Source organism: Nonomuraea sp. NPDC049421, assembly GCF_040677005.1.
Taxonomy (GTDB): domain Bacteria; phylum Actinomycetota; class Actinomycetes; order Streptosporangiales; family Streptosporangiaceae; genus Nonomuraea; species Nonomuraea salmonea.
On sequence record NZ_JBFAQA010000001.1, the window covers coordinates 394,589 to 413,215 of the forward strand.

An 18,627-nucleotide genomic window follows, 5' to 3' on the forward strand; every position below is an offset into this window, starting at 1 on the left:
AACGGCGTCGCAACACGACGTCAACCCTACCTGGACTGCAACTTAGTGACGCCCTCGTGCGTTATGCGTAGGGTAATCCCAAGGCGGCTGCGCTGCATCGGGATTGACACCAGCACGACCTAGAAGGGGACGGCCGACGCGCATGAGCGTGATGAAGAGACTTTCGATGATCTTCAAGTCCAAGGCCAACAAGGCCTTGGACAAGATGGAGGATCCGCGCGAGACCCTTGACTACTCCTACCAGCGGCAACTCGAGCTGCTGCAGAAGGTGCGCAGGGGGGTGGCCGACGTCGCCACCTCGCGCAAGAGGGTGGAGCTGCAGATAACCGGCTTGGAGAACCAGGCCAGGAGGCTGGAGGAGCAGGGCCGCAAGGCGCTGTCCGTCGGCCGCGAGGACCTTGCCCGTGAGGCGCTGCAGCGGCGCTCCAACCTGCAGGCGCAGATGGCCGACCTGAAGGTTCAGCACGACAACCTGCAGGCCGAGGAGGAGAAGCTGACCACGGCCTCCCAGCGGCTGCAGGCCAAGGTCGACTCCTTCCGCACGAAGAAGGAGACCATCAAGGCCACCTACACCGCGGCCGAGGCCCAGACGCGCATCAACGAGGCGTTCTCCGGCATCTCCGAGGAGATGGGCGACGTCGGCCTCGCGATCCAGCGCGCCGAGGACAAGACGGCGCAGATGCAGGCCCGCGCCGGCGCCATCGACGAGCTGCTCGCCAGCGGCGCGCTCGACGACTTCAGCGGCACCCGCGGCGACGACATCCAGGCCGAGCTCGACCGCATGGGCGGCGGCATGGACGTCGAGCTGGAGCTGGCCAGGATGAAGGCCGAGCTGGGCCAGGGCTCCGCGCCGCAGCCGTCCATCGAGCAGGGACAGCCGCAGCAGCAGGCCCAGCCGCAGGCACAGCCTCAGCAGCAGCAGCAGGCCGGCCCCACCCAGCAGTACCGTCAGCCTGGGGAGGGCGCATGATCGTCAGAATCATGGGCGAGGGTCAGATCGAGATCTCCGCCGACGACATCGCCGTACTCAACGAGCTCGACACCGAGCTGGAGGCGGCCATCGACGCGGGCGACGAGAAGGCCTTCCGCGTCAAGCTGCACGCGCTGCTCGACAAGGTGCGCCACGTGGGCAAGGCGCTTCCCGACGACAGCCTTGAGCCGTCAGAGCTGATCCTTCCCCCCGCGGACGCCTCGATCGAGGAGGTCCGGGAGATGCTGGGCGACCAGGGCCTCATCCCGGGCTGACGCCGTGAGCACGCGGTTCGCGTCCGACCCCGGCCTCACCCGCCGGATGGTCGTGACGATGTTCCTGCTCGGGCTGCTCTACGTCGTGTTCGTCGGCGTCCTGATCGCCCTGGGCGCCCAGGCGCTGACCGTGCTGGTGCTGGCGGGCGCCTTCCTGCTGGTGCAGTACTTCCTGTCCGACCGCATCGCCCTGTTCGCGATGCACGGCCGGGAGGTCTCACCGCAGGAGGCGCCAGAGCTGCACGCCCTGATCGACCGGCTCTGCGCGCTGGCCGACATGCCGAAACCGCGGGTGGCGATCGCCGAGTCCGACGTCCCCAACGCGTTCGCCACCGGCCGCGACCAGAAGCACGCCGTCGTCTGCGTGACGACCGGCATCCTGCGCCGCCTTGAGCCGCAGGAGCTGGAGGGCGTGATCGCGCACGAGCTGTCCCACGTCGCCCACCGCGACGTGGCCGTCATGACGATCGCCTCGTTCCTCGGCATCGTGGCGGGGCTGATGACCAGGTTCGCGCTCTACACGGGGCTCGGCGGCCGCCGCAACGGCGGCCAGGGCGGGCTGCCCATCGGCGTGATCATCCTGCTGGTGTCCGTCGTCGTGTACGCGGTCAGCTTCCTGCTCACCCGCGCCCTGTCGCGCTACCGCGAGCTGGCCGCCGACCGGGCCGGCGCCCTGCTCACGCAGCGCCCGTCCGCGCTGGCCAGCGCGCTGACCAAGGTCTCCGGCGACATGGCCAGGATCCCGACCCGCGACCTGCGGGAGGCGGAGCCGTTCAACGCCTTCTACTTCGCGCCCGCGCTGGCCAAGGGCGCGACGCTGGCCGCGCTGTTCTCCACGCACCCGCCGCTCGAGCGCCGCCTTGAGCAGCTGGCCGGCATCTCCCGGCAACTGGGAAGGGGCTGAGGCCCATGGGCTGGCTCGACGCGCTGCTCGGCCGGTCGAAGCCGGTCAAGCCCAACCTCGACGCGCTGTTCGCGCTGCCGTCGGCGGCGGTGACGCTGCAGGCGGCGACCGGGCTCGAGCCGACCGGGCTCGGCTCGGTGGCCTTCCGGGCCGCCGAGGGCGGTGCGTTCGCCACCGTCGAACGCGACGCCAAGGCGCTGCTGGGGGAGCGCGTCGAGGAGTCCGACGACGGCTACGGCTACACCTGGCTGCTCGTCCGCCGCACGTCCGAGGCGCTCAGCGACCTCGTGACCGAGCTGCACGCGGTCAACTCCTCGCTGGAGGGCGCCGGGTTCGGGCCGTCGCTGCTCTGCTCGCTGGTGTCGTTCGCGCGGCCTGACGGCGGCGGCCGGCTGGCCGTCGTCTACCTGTACAAGCGCGGCACCTTCTACCCGTTCGCGCCGCTCGCCGGGCAGAAGCGCGACAACGCGCTCGAACTGCAGGCCAGAGGCGCTCTGGAGGGTGAGCTGCCGCTGGAGAAGGATCTCGGCCGATGGTTCCCGGTGTGGGGGGCTCCGGGGCTCTGACGGGGGCTCTGACGGGGGCACTGACGGGGGAGCCGGCAGGGGCGCTTACCTGCGACTTTCGCGTACGGTGATCTAATTGTCACGTGGAGCGAAGGTTGTACGTGTTCGCCGCGTGCGCGTTCATCATGGCGGCGGTGCTGGGCAGTGCCTGGATCACCGGCCAGTTCACCACGCCCGCAGTGGACAGGACCCACGGGTACGTCAGCGAGCTGGCCGCCCGTGACCAGCCGTGGAGCCCGCTGTTCCGGGCCGGCGACGCGCTGTCGGGGCTCGCGTGCGTCCTGGGGGTGCTGCTGGTGCCCAGGGTGGTCCGCGAGTGGCCGGGCTGGCTGGCGCTGGCCGCGTTCGGGGTGTTCACCTTCCTGGGCGGGCTGTTCCCGCTCGACTGCGCCACGCTCAGCGACCCCGCCTGCGGCGGCTCGGGCACCTCGCTCAGCCACCTGCTGCACGGCCTGACCGGGGCGTCCGGCACGCTCGCCGTCCTCGCCGCCATGGCGCTGCTCGGCGTGCGGTGGCGGTCGTGGCTGTCATGGGCGCTCACCTGGCTGAGCCTGGTGGCCACGCTGCTGCTGGTCATCGCCCTGATCGCGGGGCACGGCGCCGGGCTCGCGCATCGCGCCCAGCTCACGGTGATCGCGTTCTGGCTCGTGTACGTGGCACTCCACCTCCTCGTGGCCGACGACCCCGCGCCGGCGCCCGTCACCGGCGACGACCCGTACGGGGAGGACGGCTGCCTGCGGGTCGCTCCCGGCCGCATGGGCGGGGTGGGCGGCGCCCGCGTGCTCCCCCCGCCTCCGCCGGACGCCGCCGCCCGCGTGCGGGTGTCTCATCACGCGGACACCCATGTCGTCGAGGAGGGGGCAGGGCCCACGGTGCTGATCACGTCGGGACCGGGCGGGGCGTGGTTCCACTGGGACGCCGTGGCGGGGCTGCTCGCCGGGTCGCGCCGGGTCGTGCGCTTCGATCGGCCCGGGCTCGGGCGCAGCGCCAGGCCGGTGGCGCCGCCCACCCTGTACGCCGAGGTCGCCCGCCTGGTCGCGCTCGCCCCCGCGCACCCCGAGCGGGTCACCCTCGTCGCGCACGGCGTGGCCTGCTGGCACGCGGAGGCGTTCGCCCGGCTGCACCCGCTGTGCCTGGCCGGGCTCGTCCTGGTGGACCCCGCCTGCGTCACCGGGCGCAGGCCGCTCGCCGCCGCCAGGACCGCCGGGCGGTGGCTGCCCGTGCTGGGCGGCACATGGGGCGCGGCCGTGGTGGCCCGCCTGGCGGGGCCCGCCGCGCACCGGCTGCTCACCGGCCGGCCCGACCCGTCGGGCGTCTCCACCATGGGCAAGGTGCCCGCCGCGATGGCGGGGGAGTGGCTCGCCCGCCGCGACATGGCCGCCGACCTGCTGCTGCTGCGCGCCGGCAAGCCGTTCCCCGCCGTCCCCGTCACCGTGATCAGCGGCGACGACGCCGACGCCTGCCAGGCCCGGCTGGCCACCGCCCTGGGAGCCGCCCACGTACGCCTGCCGGTGGCCGGCCGCCGCCTCCCCCTCCGCGCCCCGCAGGCGATCGCCGACGCCGTGAACGCGTGACGGCGAGGGCCCCAAGCCAGCAGAATGGCGGGAAAGTCGCCATTTGTGGGGGTTGTGCCGATGCCTGACCTCGCGCCCCTGCGTCCAGGGGACCCGGCGGAGGCGGGCGCGTACCGCCTGACCGGGCGGCTCGGCGAGGGCGGGCAGGGCATCGTGTACCTCGCGACCGGCCCCGACGGGACGCAGGCCGCGGTCAAGCTGCTGCGCGCCGACCTGGCGGGCGACGCCGAGGCGTCCGAGCGGTTCGTCCGCGAGGTGGCGATGGCGCGGCGGGTGGCGCCGTTCTGCACCGCGCAGGTCATCGAGACCGGGCTGGCGGGCGGGCGGCCGTACATCGTGAGCGAGTACATCGACGGCCGCACCCTGTCCGACGTCGTACGCGAGCAGGGCCCCCGCACCGGCGCCGCCCTGCACCGGCTGGCGGTCGGCACCGTCACCGCGCTGGTCGCCATCCACCGGGCCGGCATCGTGCACCGCGACTTCAAGCCGTCGAACGTGGTGCTCGCCCCCGACGGGCCCCGCGTCATCGACTTCGGCATCGCCAAGGCGCTCGACCTGGCCTCGACGCTCACCGGGACGGTGGTGGGCACGCCGTCGTACATGGCGCCCGAGCAGCTCGACGAGGAGGGGCCGGGCCCGAAGTCGGACATGTTCGCCTGGGCAGGCACGCTGCTGTTCGCCGCGTCGGGACGGCCGCCGTTCGGCCAGGACGGCGTGGCGGCCGTGGTGCACCGCATCCTGCACGCCGAGCCCGACGTCACCTGCATCGACGACCCGGCCCTGCGCGCGCTGGTCGCCGACTGCCTGGCCAAGGACCCGGACACCAGGCCGTCGGCCGCCGAGGCCCTCATGCGCCTGCTCGGCCACGCCCGGCCGCGGACCCCTGACCTCCTCCAAGAGGGCAGCACCGCCTCCAGGAACCCCGCCCGGGGCCGGCGGATCGGGTGGGCGGCGGCGGCCGGAGTGCTGGCGCTGGCCGCCACGGGCACGCTGGTCGCCGTACGGCTGAGCGGCCCGCCGCCGCGTACCGTCACCTCCACGCCGTCGGCCGCCGCCGTCACGACCCCGGCGACGCCCGCGACCCGGTCGTACACGCTGCCCGGCACGTCCGTGCGGATCAGCGAGCGCGACGGCGACCCGCTCAGGCTCGCCTCCTACACCCTGGACGGCGGCAAGCGCCTCTACGTCAGGAAGCACGACACCGGCGAGTTCGCCCGCGAGACCCGCTACTTCGAGTACGCCCTGGATCCCAGGACGAACCTCGCTCTGGCCACCGACGTGGACTACAGCACCGACCTGTTCGCCACCGTCTCCATCGTCGACCACGTCACCGGCGCGAGACGCGTGGTCAAGCTCAGCCCGAAGCCGGTCTACCCGGCCACGCCGCGCTGGTCGCCGGACGGCGAGCGGGCCCTGGTCACCCTCTACAAGGACGAGGGCGGCGCCGCGCAGGCGTACGGCTTCGGCGTCATCGACGTCGCCACGGGCAGGGGCGAGGTGCTCAGGACCGGCGAGCAGGGCGCGGGGGAGTGGCGCTTCTTCTGGGACGCCGGCGGCCGCGCGGTGGGTACCTGGACGGGCGGCGCGATGACGTTCTACGGCCTCGACGGCAAGGTCCAGCGCACGCTCAAGGACGTGGGCAGCCCGGTGTGGGTGGAGGGCGACGACGTCTCGCCGTCGGGCGGCCGGTTCCTGGCGCACTGCACGGCCGCCGGCACCGCGCTGTGCGCGCACCCGACGACCGGCACCGGCACCGGCACCGGCACGGTGACGGTCCCGGTCGCCGCGGAACGGCTCATCGGCTGGTGGGACGACGACCACCTCGCGGTGTGGCGGGCCAAGGACGGCGGGTACGAGGCGGTCGTCGTGGACATGAAGGGCCGGGCGGTCCGGGTGCTGGCGACGGCCGGGGGCAAGGCCGAGTTCGACACGATGGGTTTCCGCTTCGCCAGGCCCGCCACGTGAGGCGGGGTCGCGACCTAGGATCGGGGCCTGGACCCAACCGCGAGGGGGCGCCCGTGGACATCACCGTGGTCGGCGAGGGCTCGGTCCTGGCCGCGCCCGACACCCTGCGGCTCTACGCGGGCGTCGAGGTCCGCAGGTCCTCCGCCGCGGACGCGTTCCAAGCCGCCCGCGCCGCCGCGGCCCGGCTCACCGAGGCGCTGGGACGCGCGGGGGTGGCCGCCCGCGACGTGACGACGGTCGAGCTGTCCCTGGGCCCCGAGTACGAGGCCTATCCCCAGGTCGCGGCCTACCGGGCGGCGCAGGGCGTCGAGGTCGTCGTCCGCGACGTCGTCCCAGATGCGGGCCCAGATGCGGGCCCAGATGCGGGCCCAGATGCGGGCCCAGATGCGGGCAGGGCCGACCACGTCATCGACACGGTGGCGGGGGTGGGTGAGGAGGCCAGGCTGAACGGCGTGGCGTTCGAGCTGTCCGACCCGGCCGCGGCGCTGGCCGAGGCCAGGGAGCGGGCGTTCAGGGACGCCGCCGCCAAGGCCGCCCAGTACGCCGCGCTGGCCGGCCGGCCGCTCGGCCGGGTGGTGTCGGTGAGCGAGCTGCGCCAGGCGCCGCCGCAGCCGATGCGCGCGGCGGCGATGGTGGCCGAGGCCGGGGCCTCGGTCAGCCCCGGCATGCGGCCGGTCACGGTCTTCGTGGAAGTGGGCTACGACTTCGCGTAGGCCGGGCGTTACGGCAGCGCCAGCATGCGGTCGAGCGCGACCTTGGCCCAGTGGGTGGTGTCGTCGTCCACGGTGATCTGGTTGACGACCTCGCTGAGCACCAGCGACTCCAGCGCCCACACCAGGTGCGGCAGGTCGATGCGGTTCATCGTGGAGCAGTAGCAGACGGTCCTGTCGAGGAACGAGATGTTCTTGTCGGGGAACATCTGGGCGAGCCGCTTGACCAGGTTCAGCTCGGTGCCGACGGCCCAGCTCGACCCGGCGGGCGCGGCCTGGAGCGTCTTGATGATGTGCTCGGTGGAGCCGATGTGGTCGGCCTTGAGCACGACCTCGTGGCGGCACTCGGGGTGCACGAGCACGTTGACGCCGGGGATGCGGGCGCGTACGTCGTCCACGGACTCGGCGGTGAAGCGGCCGTGCACCGAGCAGTGGCCGCGCCACAGGATCATCTTCGCCCGCTCCAGCTCCTCCTGGGTCAGGCCGCCGTTGGGGCGGTGCGGGTTCCACACCACGCAGTCGTCGAGCGTCATGCCCATCTCCAGCACCGCCGTGTTGCGGCCCAGGTGCTGGTCGGGCAGGAACAGCACCTTCTCGCCCTGCTCGAACGCCCAGTCCAGGGCGCGCCGGGCGTTGGAGGAGGTGCACACCGCGCCGCCGTTGCGCCCGCAGAACGCCTTGATGTCGGCGCTGGAGTTCATGTACGTGACCGGCACCACCGACTCCGCCAGCCCGGCGTCCTCAAGCGCCTCCCAGCACTCCTCGACCTGGTCGTAGGTCGCCATGTCGGCCATGGAGCAGCCCGCCGCGAGGTCCGGCAGGATCACCTTCTGGGCGTCGCCGGTCAAGATGTCGGCCGACTCGGCCATGAAGTGCACGCCGCAGAAGACGATGAACTCCGCCTCCGGACGCGCCGCCGCCTGCTGGGCCAGCTTGAACGAGTCACCCGTCACGTCGGCGAACTGGATGACCTCGTCGCGCTGGTAGTGGTGGCCGAGCACGAACAGGCGGTCGCCGAGCGCCTCCTTGGCCTTGCGGGCGCGCTCCACCAGTCCGGGGTCGGAGGCGGGCGGCAGCTCGCCGGGACAGTCGACCCCCTTCTCGCTGTGCGGATCGGCACCCCTGCCGAGGACGAAGAGCGGCAGTCCGGTCTGGGTGGCCATCGCCTTACCCCCTTATCGTCGGTTTGACGATACTCATGATGACACACCCCCGAAACGGTTTATTCCGGGGCGTCCGACACCCGGGAATGTGTGGACACCCCCAGGTGTTGGTAGCGTCATCAGTAGGACGTCGAAAACAGACAGCCGGGTTAGGGAGTCAGCAGATGACGGTTGAGAGCAGCGAGACCACGGCACAGGGCCTGATCCTGACTGACGCGGCCGCCGCCAAGGTCAAGAGCCTGCTCGAGCAGCAGGGCGAAGAGGGTCTGCAGCTGCGGGTCGCCGTGCAGCCGGGAGGCTGTTCCGGCCTGCGCTACCAGCTCTTCTTCGACGACCGTTCGATGGACGGCGACGTCGTGTCCGACTTCGGCGGTGTCAGTGTGGTCACCGACCGGATGAGCGCCCCCTACCTGATGGGCGCCTCCATCGACTTCGTCGACACCATCGAGAAGCAGGGCTTCACCATCGACAACCCCAACGCCACGGGCTCGTGCGCCTGCGGTGACTCGTTCAACTAAACGGGTCGCGCCATAAAGGCCGCCAGGTCCCGTCCGCCTTTGAGCGGGCGGGACCTTCGCGTATTCTCGTGGGGCTCTTTGGCCTGCTGACAACGAGGAAGAAGAATCCCGTGCGCATCGCCGTAACCGGCTCCATCGCGACAGACCACCTGATGACCTTCCCCGGCAGCTTCGGCGAGCAGCTCATCGCCGAGCAGCTCGACCGGGTGTCGCTCTCCTTCCTGGTCGATGACCTGCAGATCCGTCGCGGCGGTTGCGCGGCGAACATCGCCTTCGGAATGGCCTGTCTCGGCCTGCGGCCGATCCTCGTGGGCGCCGTGGGCAACGACTTCGCCGACTACCGCTCCTGGCTGGAGCGCCACGGCGTCGACTGCGACTCCGTGCACGTCTCCGAGACCCAGCACACCGCGCGCTTCCTGTGCACCACCGACGAGCACCACAACCAGATCGCCTCCTTCTACACGGGGGCCATGGCCGAGGCCAGGCTGATCGAGCTCAAGCCGGTCTCCGACCGCGTGGACGGGCTCGACCTGGTGCTGATCAGCCCCAACGACCCCGACGCGATGCTGCGTCACACCGAGGAGTGCCGCCAGCGCGGCATCCCGTTCGCCGCCGACATCTCCCAGCAGCTCGCCCGCATGGAGGACGAGCAGATCCGCCAGCTCGTCGACGGCGCCGCCTACCTGTTCTCCAACGACTACGAGAAGGGGCTCATCGAGCAGAAGACCGGCTGGTCCGACGCCGAGGTCCTCGACCGCGTGGGCGTGCGCATCACCACGCTCGGCCCCAAGGGCGCCGTCATCGACCGCAAGGGCGAGCCGGCCATCCAGGTCGCCCCCGCTCCCGAGCGCGGCAAGGCCGACCCCACGGGCGTCGGCGACGCCTTCCGCGCGGGCTTCCTGGCCGGCCTGGCCTGGGACCTGTCGCTGGAGCGGTGCGGGCAGATCGGCAACCTCACCGCCACCCACGTGCTGGAGCGCGTGGGTGGTCAGGAGTACGAGCTGGGCCAGCAGGTCTTCCTCGAGCGGTTCGGGGCCGCGTACGGCGCCGACGCGGCCGCCGAGATCGCCCAGCACGTGCGCTGCTACCACCCCTGACCCGCACATCTGCTACCACCCCTGACCCGCACACAGGTGAGCCGGGCCGCTCAGTGGCGGTCCTGCCCCGACCCGGACGCGGGTGAGCCGGGCCGCCCAGCGGCGGTCCGGCTCTTTTCCGTGCGGTTAGTGCGGGGCGTAGACGCGGTGGACGAACTCGGCGAGCTTGTCGTCGCTCAGGTGCGCGGCCAGGTCCGCCTCGCTGATCATGCCCACCAGCCGGCCGTCGTCCATCACCGGCAGCCGCTTGATCTGGTGCTCCTCCATGCGGGCGAGCGCCTCTTCCACCGAGGCGTCCGGCGCCACCCACACCAGCCCGGTGGCGAGCTCGCCCGCCGTGGTCTCGGCCGGGTCGTGGCCGGTCGCGACGCACTTGACCACGATGTCGCGGTCGGTGATGATGCCCGTCACCCGGTCGTCGGGCCCGCATACGGGCAGTGCCCCCACCTCGTACTCGCGCATCATCTGCGCGGCGCGATCGAGGGTCTCTTGCGCGCTGATGCACTCGGCGCCCGTGCTCATGACGTCGCGTGCGCATTCTTGTGGCTTTGCGCTGCTCATGGTTTTCCCCTGGATGTCGGCGGCTTCCTTCGGAAGTCTCCTACCCGACATATCGGGACAAATCGGTCAGGCCCTAGTAATTGCGCCGGACGTGGATCGCCCAGCCCCCGTCCGGCAGCTCGTACGAGCCGACGTGGCGATGCGACTTCAGCCTGCACCACGCCGGCACGTCCGTGTACGCCGCGGGATCGTCGGCCAGCACGGCCACCACCGCGTTGAGCGGGACGTAGTTGATCTGCTCGGCGAGCATGATGATCGGGATCGGGCACTTCTTCCCGAGCGCGTCGATCGTCAAAGCCGGCTGGGTAACCTCGGTCATGCGACTCCTGCGTCCTGGCGGATGCGGCGCACCAGCTCGGGCAGCACGGCGAGGAACTCGTCGACCTCGGCCGCTGATGTGCCCCTGGGCAGCGACACCCGGACATTCCCATGCGTCAGCACGCCCATCGCTTCAAGAACGTGCGATGGACGAAGCGTACTAGCGGTGCACGAACTCCCGGACGATACGGCGAATCCGGCCTTGTCGAGCTCGGTCAGCAGCGCCTCGCCGTCGACGTAGAGGCACGAGAAGGTCACGATGTGCGGCGCCCGCTCGACCGGCTCGCCGATGACCTCGACGTCGGGCACGATCTTCGGGACGGTCTCCCTGATCCGGTCGACCAGCGCCGAAAGCCGCGCCTGCTCACTCTCCGCCTCGTCGAGCGAGGCGCGCAATGCCGCCGCCGCCGCGACCGCCGCGGGCACGTTCTCGAACCCCGGCACCCGCCGCCGCTCGCGCTCGTCGTCGGGCAGGTGGGAGCGGAACCTCGTGCCCTTGCGCACCGCCAGCACGCCCACCCCGGCGGGGCCGCCCCACTTGTGCGCGCTGGCCGTCAGGACCGACCAGCCCTGCGGGACGGGCAGCCGGCCGGCCGTCTGGGCCGCGTCCACCAGCAGCGGCACGCCGTGCTCGCGGCACGCCTCGGCCGCCGCGGCGACCGGCTGCAGCGTGCCGACCTCGTGGTTGGCCGTCTGCAGGCAGGCCAGCGCCATGCCGGGACGCGCCACGGCCGCGGCGAACGCGTCGAGGTCGACCCGGCCGGTCAGGCTCACGCCCACCGTCTCGACCGTGCCGCCCGCGCGTTCGTGCACCTCGCCGGCGTGCAGCACGCTCGAATGCTCGACCGCGCTCGTGACCATGTGGCGCCCGGCCCTGCGCCTGCCGTGTAGGGTGCCGAGGACGCCGAGATGCACGGCCTGCGTGCCGGATGAGGTGAACGACACCTCGTCGGGCCGCGCGCCGAGCAGCTCGGCCACCTCCGTGCGGGCCTGCTCAAGCAGCAGGTGCGCACGGCGGGCAGCGCCGTAGAGTCTCGCGGGGTCGGCCCAGCCGGCGTCGACGGCCGCCAGCAGCGCCTCGCGCGCCTGGGGGTGCAGCGGCTCGGTTGAAGCCGCGTCGAAATACGCCACGAGACTCATCGTCCCACTTCCGGCGCCATGGAGGGGTCGCGCGGTGGGGCAAGGCACCTGCACGCTAATGTGTCTGCAATCAGCTGTGCATCTGGAAATACGAGCGCCCAAGGGAAAGACTCTTGGGCTTCATCTGTGGGGTAGGCGATCCGTGAGTCCGACTCGCCGTACGACGCGGCGTTCGTTGGCCCGGCGCAGGGTGCCGCGCGCCGCCGCTTTGGCGTTGCTGCTGGCCACTGCTACGGCGTGTGCTAATGACGTCCCCGAGGCCTCCTGGTCTCGCGGCCTTCTTCCCGAACACGTCACCGAGCAGGGCGGCGTCGTTCAGAGCCTGTGGAACGGGGCCTGGATCGCCGCACTCGCCACGGGCGCAGTGGTCATCGTCCTGATCTTGTGGGCCTCGATGTTCCACCGCAAGCGCAGGGCCAAGGCCGAGCTTCCGCCGCAGGTGCGCTACAACCTGCCCATCGAGATCCTCTACACCGTGATCCCGCTGGTCATGGTCTCGGTGTTCTTCTTCTTCACCGCGCGCGACAGCGAGACGCTCACCAAGGTGAGCGGCGACGCGCCGGTCAAGGTCAAGGTCGAGGCGTTCCAGTGGAGCTGGCGCTTCACCACGACCTTCAACGGCAAGACGATCGAGCCCGTCGCGGGCGTGCCGGTGAGCGACTACAACCAGGGCCCCCAGCTGGTCCTGCCGACGAAGACGAAGGTCGAGTTCGACCTGTCGACCGACGACGTCATCCACTCGTTCTGGGTGCCGGAGTTCCTCTTCAAGCGTGACGTCATCCCCGGCATCCCCGAGGACAACCCCGGCCGCAAGTTCGAGATCACCACGCTCGACAGGACCGGCACCTTCGCCGGCCGCTGCGCCGAGCTCTGCGGTGTCGACCACAGCCGGATGCTCTTCTCGGTGAAGCTCGTGCCGCAGGCTGAGTTCGACCAGTACATCGCGACCCACCAGGCTGGGAGTGCCCAGTGACCGCCATCCAAGAACCACCCCTGACGACGACGCCGCGGGTCCGGCCCACCACCAAGGGCCAGATCATCGCCAAGTGGATGTCCTCGACCGATCACAAGATCATCGGGCACATGTACTTGATCACGTCGTTCGCCTTCTTCCTCATCGGCGGCGTGATGGCCCTGGTCATGCGGGCCGAGCTGGCGCAGCCCGGCCTGCAGTTCACCAGCAACGAGCAGTTCAACCAGCTGTTCACCATGCACGGCACGATCATGCTGCTGATGTTCGCGACGCCGCTGTTCGCCGGCTTCGCCAACGAGCTGATGCCGCTGCAGATCGGCGCCCCCGACGTGGCGTTCCCGCGCCTCAACATGGTGAGCTACTGGCTCTACCTCTTCGGCAGCCTCATCGCCGTCTCCGGCTTCTTCACCCCGGGCGGCGCCGCCTCGTTCGGCTGGTTCGCCTACACGCCGCTGTCCAACGCGATCAACTCGCCGGGCATCGGCGGTGACCTGTGGATCATGGGCCTGGCCCTGTCGGGTCTGGGCACCATCCTCGGCGCGGTCAACTTCATCACCACGATCATCTGCATGCGCGCGCCCGGCATGACCATGTTCCGTATGCCGATCTTCACCTGGAACGTCCTGCTGACCAGCATGCTCGTGCTGATGGCGTTCCCGGTGCTGGCCGCCGCGCTGCTGGCGCTGGAGTCCGACCGCAAGCTCGGCACCCACATCTTCGACTCCGAGAACGGCGGCGCGCTGCTCTGGCAGCACCTGTTCTGGTTCTTCGGGCACCCCGAGGTCTACATCATCGCGCTGCCGTTCTTCGGCATCGTGACCGAGGTCCTGCCGGTCTTCAGCCGCAAGCCGATCTTCGGTTACATCAGCCTCGTGGCCGCGACGATCTCGATCGCCGGTCTGTCCATCACGGTCTGGGCGCACCACATGTTCCCGACCGGGCAGGTGTTGCTGCCGTTCTTCTCGTTCATGACGTTCCTCATCGCGGTACCGACCGGTGTGAAGTTCTTCAACTGGATCGGCACGATGTGGCGCGGGCACCTGACGTTCGAGTCGCCGATGCTGTTCTCGGTCGGCTTCCTCATCACGTTCCTGCTCGGCGGCCTGACCGGCGTCATCCTGGCCTCGCCGCCGCTCGACTTCCACATCAGCGACACCTACTTCGTCGTCGCCCACTTCCACTACGTGGTCTTCGGCACCGTCGTGTTCGCGATGTTCGCCGGGTTCTACTTCTGGTGGCCCAAGTTCACCGGCAAGATGCTCGACGACAAGCTCGGCAAGCTGCACTTCTGGCTGCTGTTCATCGGCTTCCACGCGACGTTCCTCGTCCAGCACTGGCTCGGCATGCTCGGCTTCCCGCGCCGCTACGCCGACTACAGCGCGGCCGACGGCTTCACCGACCTCAACATGCTGTCGTCGGTGGGCGCGTTCGTGCTCGGCGCCTCGACGCTGCCGTTCTTCTACAACGTCTGGAAGACCTGGCGCAGCGCGCCCAAGGTCACCGTCGACGACCCCTGGGGCTACGGCGGCTCGCTCGAATGGGCGACCTCCTGCCCGCCGCCGCGGCACAACTTCACCTCGCTGCCGCGCATCCGGTCCGAGCGTCCCGCGTTCGACCTGCACTACCCGCACGCGTCCAGCAAGTCCGCCGGGGAGGTTGAGGCCTGATGAAGGTCCAGGGTTGGCTGTTCCTGCTGTGCGGGATCTTCTTCGCCGGCGTCGACATCGCGTATTGGTTCTGGACCAAGGCGGCCACCGGGCAGGGTGAGCCGGTCGGCACCACCGCGATGGCCATCTCGGTCGGGTTCGCCTTCATGGTGGGCTACTACCTGATGTTCACCTCGCGCCGCATCGGCGCGCAGCCGGAGGACGACAAGCAGGCCGACATCAGCGAGGGCGCCGGCGAGATCGGCTTCTTCAGCCCGAGCAGCTGGTGGCCGTTGTTCCTGTGCCTGGCGGCGGCGTTCGCCTTCGCCGGGTTCGTGATCGGCTTCTGGATGTTCCTGATCGGGGTCTTCCTGGTCATCATGGCCATGATCGGGTTCGTGTTCCAGTACTACCGGGGCCACTTCTCGCACTAGGTCGTACGTCTGGGAACGGGCGTCCTCCCTTGGGGGAGGACGCCCGTTTTTTGGTGTTCTTTACCGGTGTACGGATGTGGTGATTCGATCACTCAGGGTAATAAAGGAGGCAGAAGCGGTTCGATAGTGGGCGAGGGAGTACTCGTGGGGCGCAGTACGTATGGATGCGGCCTGCTGGCCATGGCCCTGCTGGCGGCGTGCTCGGCCGGGTGCTCGGCGAGCGAGCCGGCCGGCGCCCCCAAGGAGGGCGTCGCGATGGCGGGCGGCGCGCGGAGCGCCCCCGTGGGGGTCTCTCCGGCGGACAAGGCCGCGAACGTCCCCACCGACCGGCCCGTGGTCGTCGCCGCCAACGGCGGCACGCTGAAGAGCGTCAAGGTGGACGGGGGCAAGGCGGGGCCGCTCAAGGGCGTGCTGAGCGGCGACCGTACGCGCTGGCGCAGCCTCGGCACCGCCAAGCCGAGCGCGTCGTACACGGTGACCGCGGTCTCCCTGGACGCCACGGGCAAGGAGACCAGGACCACCAGCGCCTTCTCCACGGTCAAGGGCACCAAGACGTTCGACATCGAGCGGATCACCCCGAACAAGGACGACACAGGACTGACCGTCGGGGTCGGCATGCCCGTCATGATCGCCTTCGACCAGCCCGTCACCGACCGGGTCGCCGTCGAGCGCAACCTCACCGTGCGCAGCTCCAAGCCGGTGGAGGGGGCCTGGCACTGGTTCGACGACCAGCACGTGGACTTCCGGCCGAAGAAGTACTGGCCGGCCAGGACCAAGGTGCGGGTGGAGGCCAAGCTGGCGGGGGTGCGCGGCGGGCCCGGCATGTACGGCAAGCGCGACGTACGGCTCGACTTCAAGATCGGCCGCCAGCAGATCACCAAGGGCAGCGTCAACGAGCACGTGCTGGTGGTCAGGCGGGACGGCAAGAAGGTCAGGACGATGCCCATGAGCGCCGGCCAGGGCGGCCAGTGGAAGTACCACACGACCTCCGGCATCCACCTGGCGATGTCGCGCGAGCCCGTCACGATCATGACCTCGCCTGGCATCGGGCCCGGCTCGGCCGGCTACTACCGGCTGACCGTCTACAACACCGTCCGCATCTCCAACAGCGGCGAGTACGTGCACAGCGCGCCCTGGTCGGTCGGCTCGCAGGGCCGCGCCAACGTCAGCCACGGCTGCGTGAACGTCAGCCCGGCCAACGCGATCTGGTTCCTCAAGAACACCCTGATCGGCGACCCGATCATCATCACCGGCTCGCCCCGCAAGCTGGAGCCCACGAACGGCTGGGGGCACTGGCAGGAGGACTGGAAGCAGTGGCTCAAGTGGAGCTCGCTCAAGGCGGGCCCCACCGTCACGCTGCCCTGAGAGCGCCGCTCAGAGCACGGGAACGGCGCCGCCACTCCGAGTGAGGGCGGCGCCGTCACTCGTGCTCAGGGCCTGCTCAGGGGCGCGGGAGGGCTTGGTGCGGGCGGCGCTGTCGCTCGCGCTCAGGGGCTGCTCAGGAGCGCGGGAAGGCGCTGCTGGCCTCGATCCAGCGGTCGAGGGTGCCCGCGGCGGCGCCGGAGTCGATCGCCTGGACCGCGCGGGCGTAGCCGTCGATCATGGCGGAGTCGAGGTCGTCGCCCGGCCCGTCGAGCGCCACCAGCGCGGCCGCCGCGTTGAGCAGCACCGCGTCGCGCACCGGCCCGGTCTTGCCCTGCACGAGGTCGTGCACGGCCTGGGCGTTGAAGGCGACGTCGCCGCCGCGCAGCGCGCCCACGTCGGCGCGCGGGATGCCGAGCACCGCCGGGTCGAACGTGGTCTGCGTGGCCGTGCCGTCCTTGACCATCCAGACGGTGGAGGTGGCCGCGATGGTCAGCTCGTCGAGGCCGTCGTCGCCGCGGAAGACCAGGGCGGACACGCCCCGCTCGGCGAACACGCCGGCCAGAACCGGCAGCATGCCGGCGTCGTAGACGCCGATGGCCTGCGCAGAGGGGCGGGCCGGGTTGGTCAGCGGGCCGAGGAAGTTGAAGATCGTCGGAACGCCGATCTCCTTGCGCGTCGGCCCGGCGAAGCGCAGCGCGGGGTGGTAGACGGGCGCGAAGCAGAACGCGATGCCCGCCTCGCTCGCCACCCGCGCCGTCTGCTCGGGCGTGAGGTCGAGCCTGATGCCGAGGTGCTCCAGGACGTCGGCGGCGCCGCACGAGGACGACGCGGCGCGGTTGCCGTGCTTGACCACCCTGGCGCCCGCGGCGGCGGCCACGATGGCGGCCATCGTCGAGACGTTGACGGTGTGGGCGCGGTCGCCGCCGGTGCCCACGATGTCGACCACCGGGCCCTCGACGCGGAGCGGCGTGGCGAGGTCGAGCATCGTGCGGGCCAGGCCCACGACCTCGGCCACGGTCTCGCCCTTGGCACGCAGCGCGATCACGAAGCCGGCGATCTGGGACGGCGTCGCGGCGCCGGACATGATCTCCCGCATCGCCCAGGCCGACTCGTCAGAGGTGAGGTGCTCTCCTGACAGGAGGGCGTTGAGCAGGGTGGGCCAGGTCGTCCGGGAGTCCATGGGCACCTACTTAGCGTTGAGACGGGTGGCGGAGCGGCGGCGCATGAGGTCGGCCACGGTGTCGGCGAGCACCAGGGGCTCGAGAGGCTGGGCCACCACGGCGTCGGCCTTCGACCAGTCGGCCAGCCACCTGTCGTCGCGCCTGGCGATGATCAGGCAGATGGGCGGGCAGTCGTAGACCTCGTCCTTGGCCTGACGCGAGACGCCCATGCCGCCGGCCGGCTGGGTCTCGCCGTCGAGGACGGCGACGTCGATCTCACCGGAGCCGAGCCACTGGTGCACCTTGGGCTCGGTGGCGCACTCCACGATCTCCACGAGGGGTAGGTCGGCCGCGGGGCGCCTGCCGATGGCCTGGATCACCTCGGCCCTGGTGGCGGCGTCGTCGCTGTAGACGAGGACTTTCATCTTCTCGTCGGTGCTCCCACTGGACATCGGTCGCGCTCACTATCAGTCGAAGAGGTATGGTCACCTGGGATCGTACCGGTGCGTGGGCATGCGTACCCAGGCCACCATGCCTGGTGGGCGTTTTATGGCAATTATCCCAGGTTGGTCGGTGGTTCGTACCTGCTAACGGGGGGTCGTGCGCCGGACCGACCACCGGAGCCGCAATAATGCTGCCCGTGGCGACAGCATCCGCAATAACTTCGACGACGACAGCACAGTCGTACCGCAGACCCAACTTGGTCAGCGTGGGCACGATCGTGTGGCTGTCCTCTGAGCTCATGTTCTTCGCGGCGCTGTTCGCGATGTACTTCACCATCCGGTCGGTGAGCGTCGGCAAGGGCCTCGAGTGGGGCCCGGCGCTGCTTCCTGCTGGCGCGCACGCAGCAGAGGCCGCTCACCTGAACATCCCGTTCGCGACGGTCAACACGATCATCCTGGTTCTGTCGAGTGTGACGTGCCAGCTGGGCGTGTGGGCCGCAGAGAAGGGGCAGGTCGGAAAGCTCCGCTTCTGGTACTTCGTCAGTTTCCTCATGGGCGCGATCTTCGTGGCCGGGCAGCTGTACGAGTACGGTGAGCTGGCGTCAGAGGGCGCGACCCTGTCCGCTAACGCTTACACCTCGGTGTTCTACCTGACGACGGGCTTCCACGGCCTGCACGTGACCGGTGGACTGATCGCGTTCCTGTTCATGCTGGGACGCACGTACGCCGCGAAGCGCTTCACGCATGAGCAGGCCACCAGCGCGATCGTCGTGTCCTACTACTGGCACTTCGTAGACGTCGTCTGGATCGGTCTTTTCGCGACCATCTACATCATTCGTTAAGGA

At 70.3% G+C, this 18,627-nt stretch carries 20 protein-coding genes; 14 read left to right on the forward strand and 6 right to left on the reverse strand.

Going from position 1 to position 18,627, the window contains the following annotated elements:
- Positions 1-142: 142 nt before the first annotated feature.
- The 7 genes from AB0K18_RS01805 to AB0K18_RS01835 all read left to right on the forward strand — a co-directional run bounded on the left by AB0K18_RS01805 (position 143) and on the right by AB0K18_RS01835 (position 6,967).
- A complete protein-coding gene (locus AB0K18_RS01805) occupies positions 143-970 on the forward strand; it encodes a PspA/IM30 family protein (protein WP_355425019.1) in 828 nt (275 codons plus the stop codon).
- Positions 967-1,245, forward strand: a complete 279-nt coding sequence (locus AB0K18_RS01810) for a hypothetical protein (protein WP_355425016.1) — start codon at positions 967-969, stop codon at positions 1,243-1,245. Before AB0K18_RS01805 ends, AB0K18_RS01810 begins: the two co-directional genes overlap by 4 nt.
- Positions 1,246-1,249: 4 nt before the next feature.
- The gene (gene htpX / locus AB0K18_RS01815; RefSeq protein WP_364908407.1) at positions 1,250-2,149 is read left to right on the forward strand and encodes a zinc metalloprotease HtpX; all 900 of its coding nucleotides are present in this window, start codon (positions 1,250-1,252) and stop codon (positions 2,147-2,149) included.
- A gap of 5 nt (positions 2,150-2,154) precedes the next feature.
- Positions 2,155-2,715 carry a hypothetical protein gene (locus AB0K18_RS01820; protein WP_364908410.1) on the forward strand — a complete coding sequence of 187 codons (561 nt, stop codon included), beginning with the start codon at positions 2,155-2,157 and terminating at the stop codon, positions 2,713-2,715.
- A gap of 83 nt (positions 2,716-2,798) precedes the next feature.
- Positions 2,799-4,289 (forward strand): alpha/beta fold hydrolase, encoded by a 1,491-nt coding sequence (locus tag AB0K18_RS01825; RefSeq protein ID WP_364908413.1) that lies wholly within the window; start codon positions 2,799-2,801, stop codon positions 4,287-4,289.
- A 60-nt stretch (positions 4,290-4,349) separates the two neighbouring features.
- On the forward strand, positions 4,350-6,254 hold the full coding sequence (locus AB0K18_RS01830) for a serine/threonine-protein kinase (RefSeq protein WP_364908415.1): 1,905 nt from the start codon (positions 4,350-4,352) through the stop codon (positions 6,252-6,254).
- A 53-nt stretch (positions 6,255-6,307) separates the two neighbouring features.
- On the forward strand, positions 6,308-6,967 hold the full coding sequence (locus AB0K18_RS01835; protein WP_364908418.1) for an SIMPL domain-containing protein: 660 nt from the start codon (positions 6,308-6,310) through the stop codon (positions 6,965-6,967).
- 8 nt (positions 6,968-6,975) lie between these two features.
- Here the strand turns inward: AB0K18_RS01835 and nadA are convergent, their stop codons facing one another.
- The gene (nadA, locus tag AB0K18_RS01840) at positions 6,976-8,127 is read right to left on the reverse strand and encodes a quinolinate synthase NadA (RefSeq protein ID WP_364908420.1); all 1,152 of its coding nucleotides are present in this window, start codon (positions 8,125-8,127) and stop codon (positions 6,976-6,978) included.
- Positions 8,128-8,291: 164 nt separating this feature from the next.
- Between nadA and erpA the strand changes: the two genes are divergently transcribed.
- Complete coding sequence (gene erpA / locus AB0K18_RS01845) at positions 8,292-8,645, forward strand: iron-sulfur cluster insertion protein ErpA (protein ID WP_043638338.1); 354 nt, start codon at positions 8,292-8,294, stop codon at positions 8,643-8,645.
- 110 nt (positions 8,646-8,755) lie between these two features.
- Positions 8,756-9,742, forward strand: coding sequence for a carbohydrate kinase family protein (locus AB0K18_RS01850; RefSeq protein WP_364908423.1), 987 nt, complete (start codon positions 8,756-8,758; stop codon positions 9,740-9,742).
- Positions 9,743-9,868: 126 nt separating this feature from the next.
- Here the strand turns inward: AB0K18_RS01850 and AB0K18_RS01855 are convergent, their stop codons facing one another.
- The 3 genes from AB0K18_RS01855 to AB0K18_RS01865 form a co-directional block, all read right to left on the reverse strand.
- Positions 9,869-10,264, reverse strand: a complete 396-nt coding sequence (locus AB0K18_RS01855; protein ID WP_364908426.1) for a CBS domain-containing protein — start codon at positions 10,262-10,264, stop codon at positions 9,869-9,871.
- Positions 10,265-10,376: 112 nt separating this feature from the next.
- Complete coding sequence (locus AB0K18_RS01860; protein WP_195899870.1) at positions 10,377-10,622, reverse strand: sulfurtransferase TusA family protein; 246 nt, start codon at positions 10,620-10,622, stop codon at positions 10,377-10,379.
- On the reverse strand, positions 10,619-11,761 hold the full coding sequence (locus AB0K18_RS01865) for a cysteine desulfurase family protein (protein ID WP_364908428.1): 1,143 nt from the start codon (positions 11,759-11,761) through the stop codon (positions 10,619-10,621). Before AB0K18_RS01865 ends, AB0K18_RS01860 begins: the two co-directional genes overlap by 4 nt.
- Positions 11,762-11,936: 175 nt before the next feature.
- On the opposite strand from AB0K18_RS01865, the gene AB0K18_RS01870 reads away from it, so the two are divergent.
- From AB0K18_RS01870 to AB0K18_RS01885, 4 genes are all read left to right on the forward strand, one after another.
- On the forward strand, positions 11,937-12,734 hold the full coding sequence (locus AB0K18_RS01870) for a cytochrome c oxidase subunit II (protein ID WP_364908431.1): 798 nt from the start codon (positions 11,937-11,939) through the stop codon (positions 12,732-12,734).
- A gap of 77 nt (positions 12,735-12,811) precedes the next feature.
- Positions 12,812-14,401, forward strand: a complete 1,590-nt coding sequence (gene ctaD, locus AB0K18_RS01875; RefSeq protein WP_345409672.1) for a cytochrome c oxidase subunit I — start codon at positions 12,812-12,814, stop codon at positions 14,399-14,401.
- Positions 14,401-14,814, forward strand: coding sequence for a cytochrome c oxidase subunit 4 (locus AB0K18_RS01880; RefSeq protein WP_364559689.1), 414 nt, complete (start codon positions 14,401-14,403; stop codon positions 14,812-14,814). The genes ctaD and AB0K18_RS01880 overlap by 1 nt, the downstream gene beginning before the upstream one ends.
- Positions 14,815-14,958: 144 nt before the next feature.
- The gene (locus tag AB0K18_RS01885) at positions 14,959-16,179 is read left to right on the forward strand and encodes an Ig-like domain-containing protein (RefSeq protein ID WP_364908433.1); all 1,221 of its coding nucleotides are present in this window, start codon (positions 14,959-14,961) and stop codon (positions 16,177-16,179) included.
- Between the two features lie 133 nt (positions 16,180-16,312).
- Here AB0K18_RS01885 and trpD read toward each other — a convergent pair whose 3' ends face one another.
- A complete protein-coding gene (gene trpD, locus AB0K18_RS01890; RefSeq protein WP_364908436.1) occupies positions 16,313-17,359 on the reverse strand; it encodes an anthranilate phosphoribosyltransferase in 1,047 nt (348 codons plus the stop codon).
- Positions 17,360-17,365: 6 nt separating this feature from the next.
- Entirely contained in the window at positions 17,366-17,791 is a 426-nt protein-coding gene (locus tag AB0K18_RS01895) for a hypothetical protein (protein ID WP_345400966.1), read from the reverse strand.
- Positions 17,792-17,970: 179 nt separating this feature from the next.
- Here AB0K18_RS01895 and AB0K18_RS01900 point away from each other — a divergent pair, with 179 nt between their 5' ends.
- Entirely contained in the window at positions 17,971-18,624 is a 654-nt protein-coding gene (locus AB0K18_RS01900) for a heme-copper oxidase subunit III (RefSeq protein WP_364908439.1), read from the forward strand.
- Positions 18,625-18,627: the final 3 nt, after the last annotated feature.

Excerpts from the sequence above, each read along its gene's own strand:
- AB0K18_RS01805 (WP_355425019.1), top strand. The coding sequence starts at position 143 with ATGAGCGTGATGAAGAGACTTTCGATGATCTTCAAGTCCAAGGCCAAC.
- AB0K18_RS01810 (WP_355425016.1), top strand. The coding sequence starts at position 967 with ATGATCGTCAGAATCATGGGCGAGGGTCAGATCGAGATCTCCGCCGAC.
- AB0K18_RS01820 (WP_364908410.1), top strand. The coding sequence starts at position 2,155 with ATGGGCTGGCTCGACGCGCTGCTCGGCCGGTCGAAGCCGGTCAAGCCC.
- AB0K18_RS01830 (WP_364908415.1), top strand. The coding sequence starts at position 4,350 with ATGCCTGACCTCGCGCCCCTGCGTCCAGGGGACCCGGCGGAGGCGGGC.
- nadA (WP_364908420.1), bottom strand. The coding sequence starts at position 8,127 with ATGGCCACCCAGACCGGACTGCCGCTCTTCGTCCTCGGCAGGGGTGCC.
- erpA (WP_043638338.1), top strand. The coding sequence starts at position 8,292 with ATGACGGTTGAGAGCAGCGAGACCACGGCACAGGGCCTGATCCTGACT.
- AB0K18_RS01855 (WP_364908426.1), bottom strand. The coding sequence starts at position 10,264 with ATGAGCACGGGCGCCGAGTGCATCAGCGCGCAAGAGACCCTCGATCGC.
- AB0K18_RS01860 (WP_195899870.1), bottom strand. The coding sequence starts at position 10,622 with ATGACCGAGGTTACCCAGCCGGCTTTGACGATCGACGCGCTCGGGAAG.
- AB0K18_RS01865 (WP_364908428.1), bottom strand. The coding sequence starts at position 11,761 with ATGAGTCTCGTGGCGTATTTCGACGCGGCTTCAACCGAGCCGCTGCAC.
- ctaD (WP_345409672.1), top strand. The coding sequence starts at position 12,812 with ATGTCCTCGACCGATCACAAGATCATCGGGCACATGTACTTGATCACG.
- AB0K18_RS01880 (WP_364559689.1), top strand. The coding sequence starts at position 14,401 with ATGAAGGTCCAGGGTTGGCTGTTCCTGCTGTGCGGGATCTTCTTCGCC.
- trpD (WP_364908436.1), bottom strand. The coding sequence starts at position 17,359 with ATGGACTCCCGGACGACCTGGCCCACCCTGCTCAACGCCCTCCTGTCA.
- AB0K18_RS01895 (WP_345400966.1), bottom strand. The coding sequence starts at position 17,791 with ATGTCCAGTGGGAGCACCGACGAGAAGATGAAAGTCCTCGTCTACAGC.
- AB0K18_RS01900 (WP_364908439.1), top strand. The coding sequence starts at position 17,971 with ATGCTGCCCGTGGCGACAGCATCCGCAATAACTTCGACGACGACAGCA.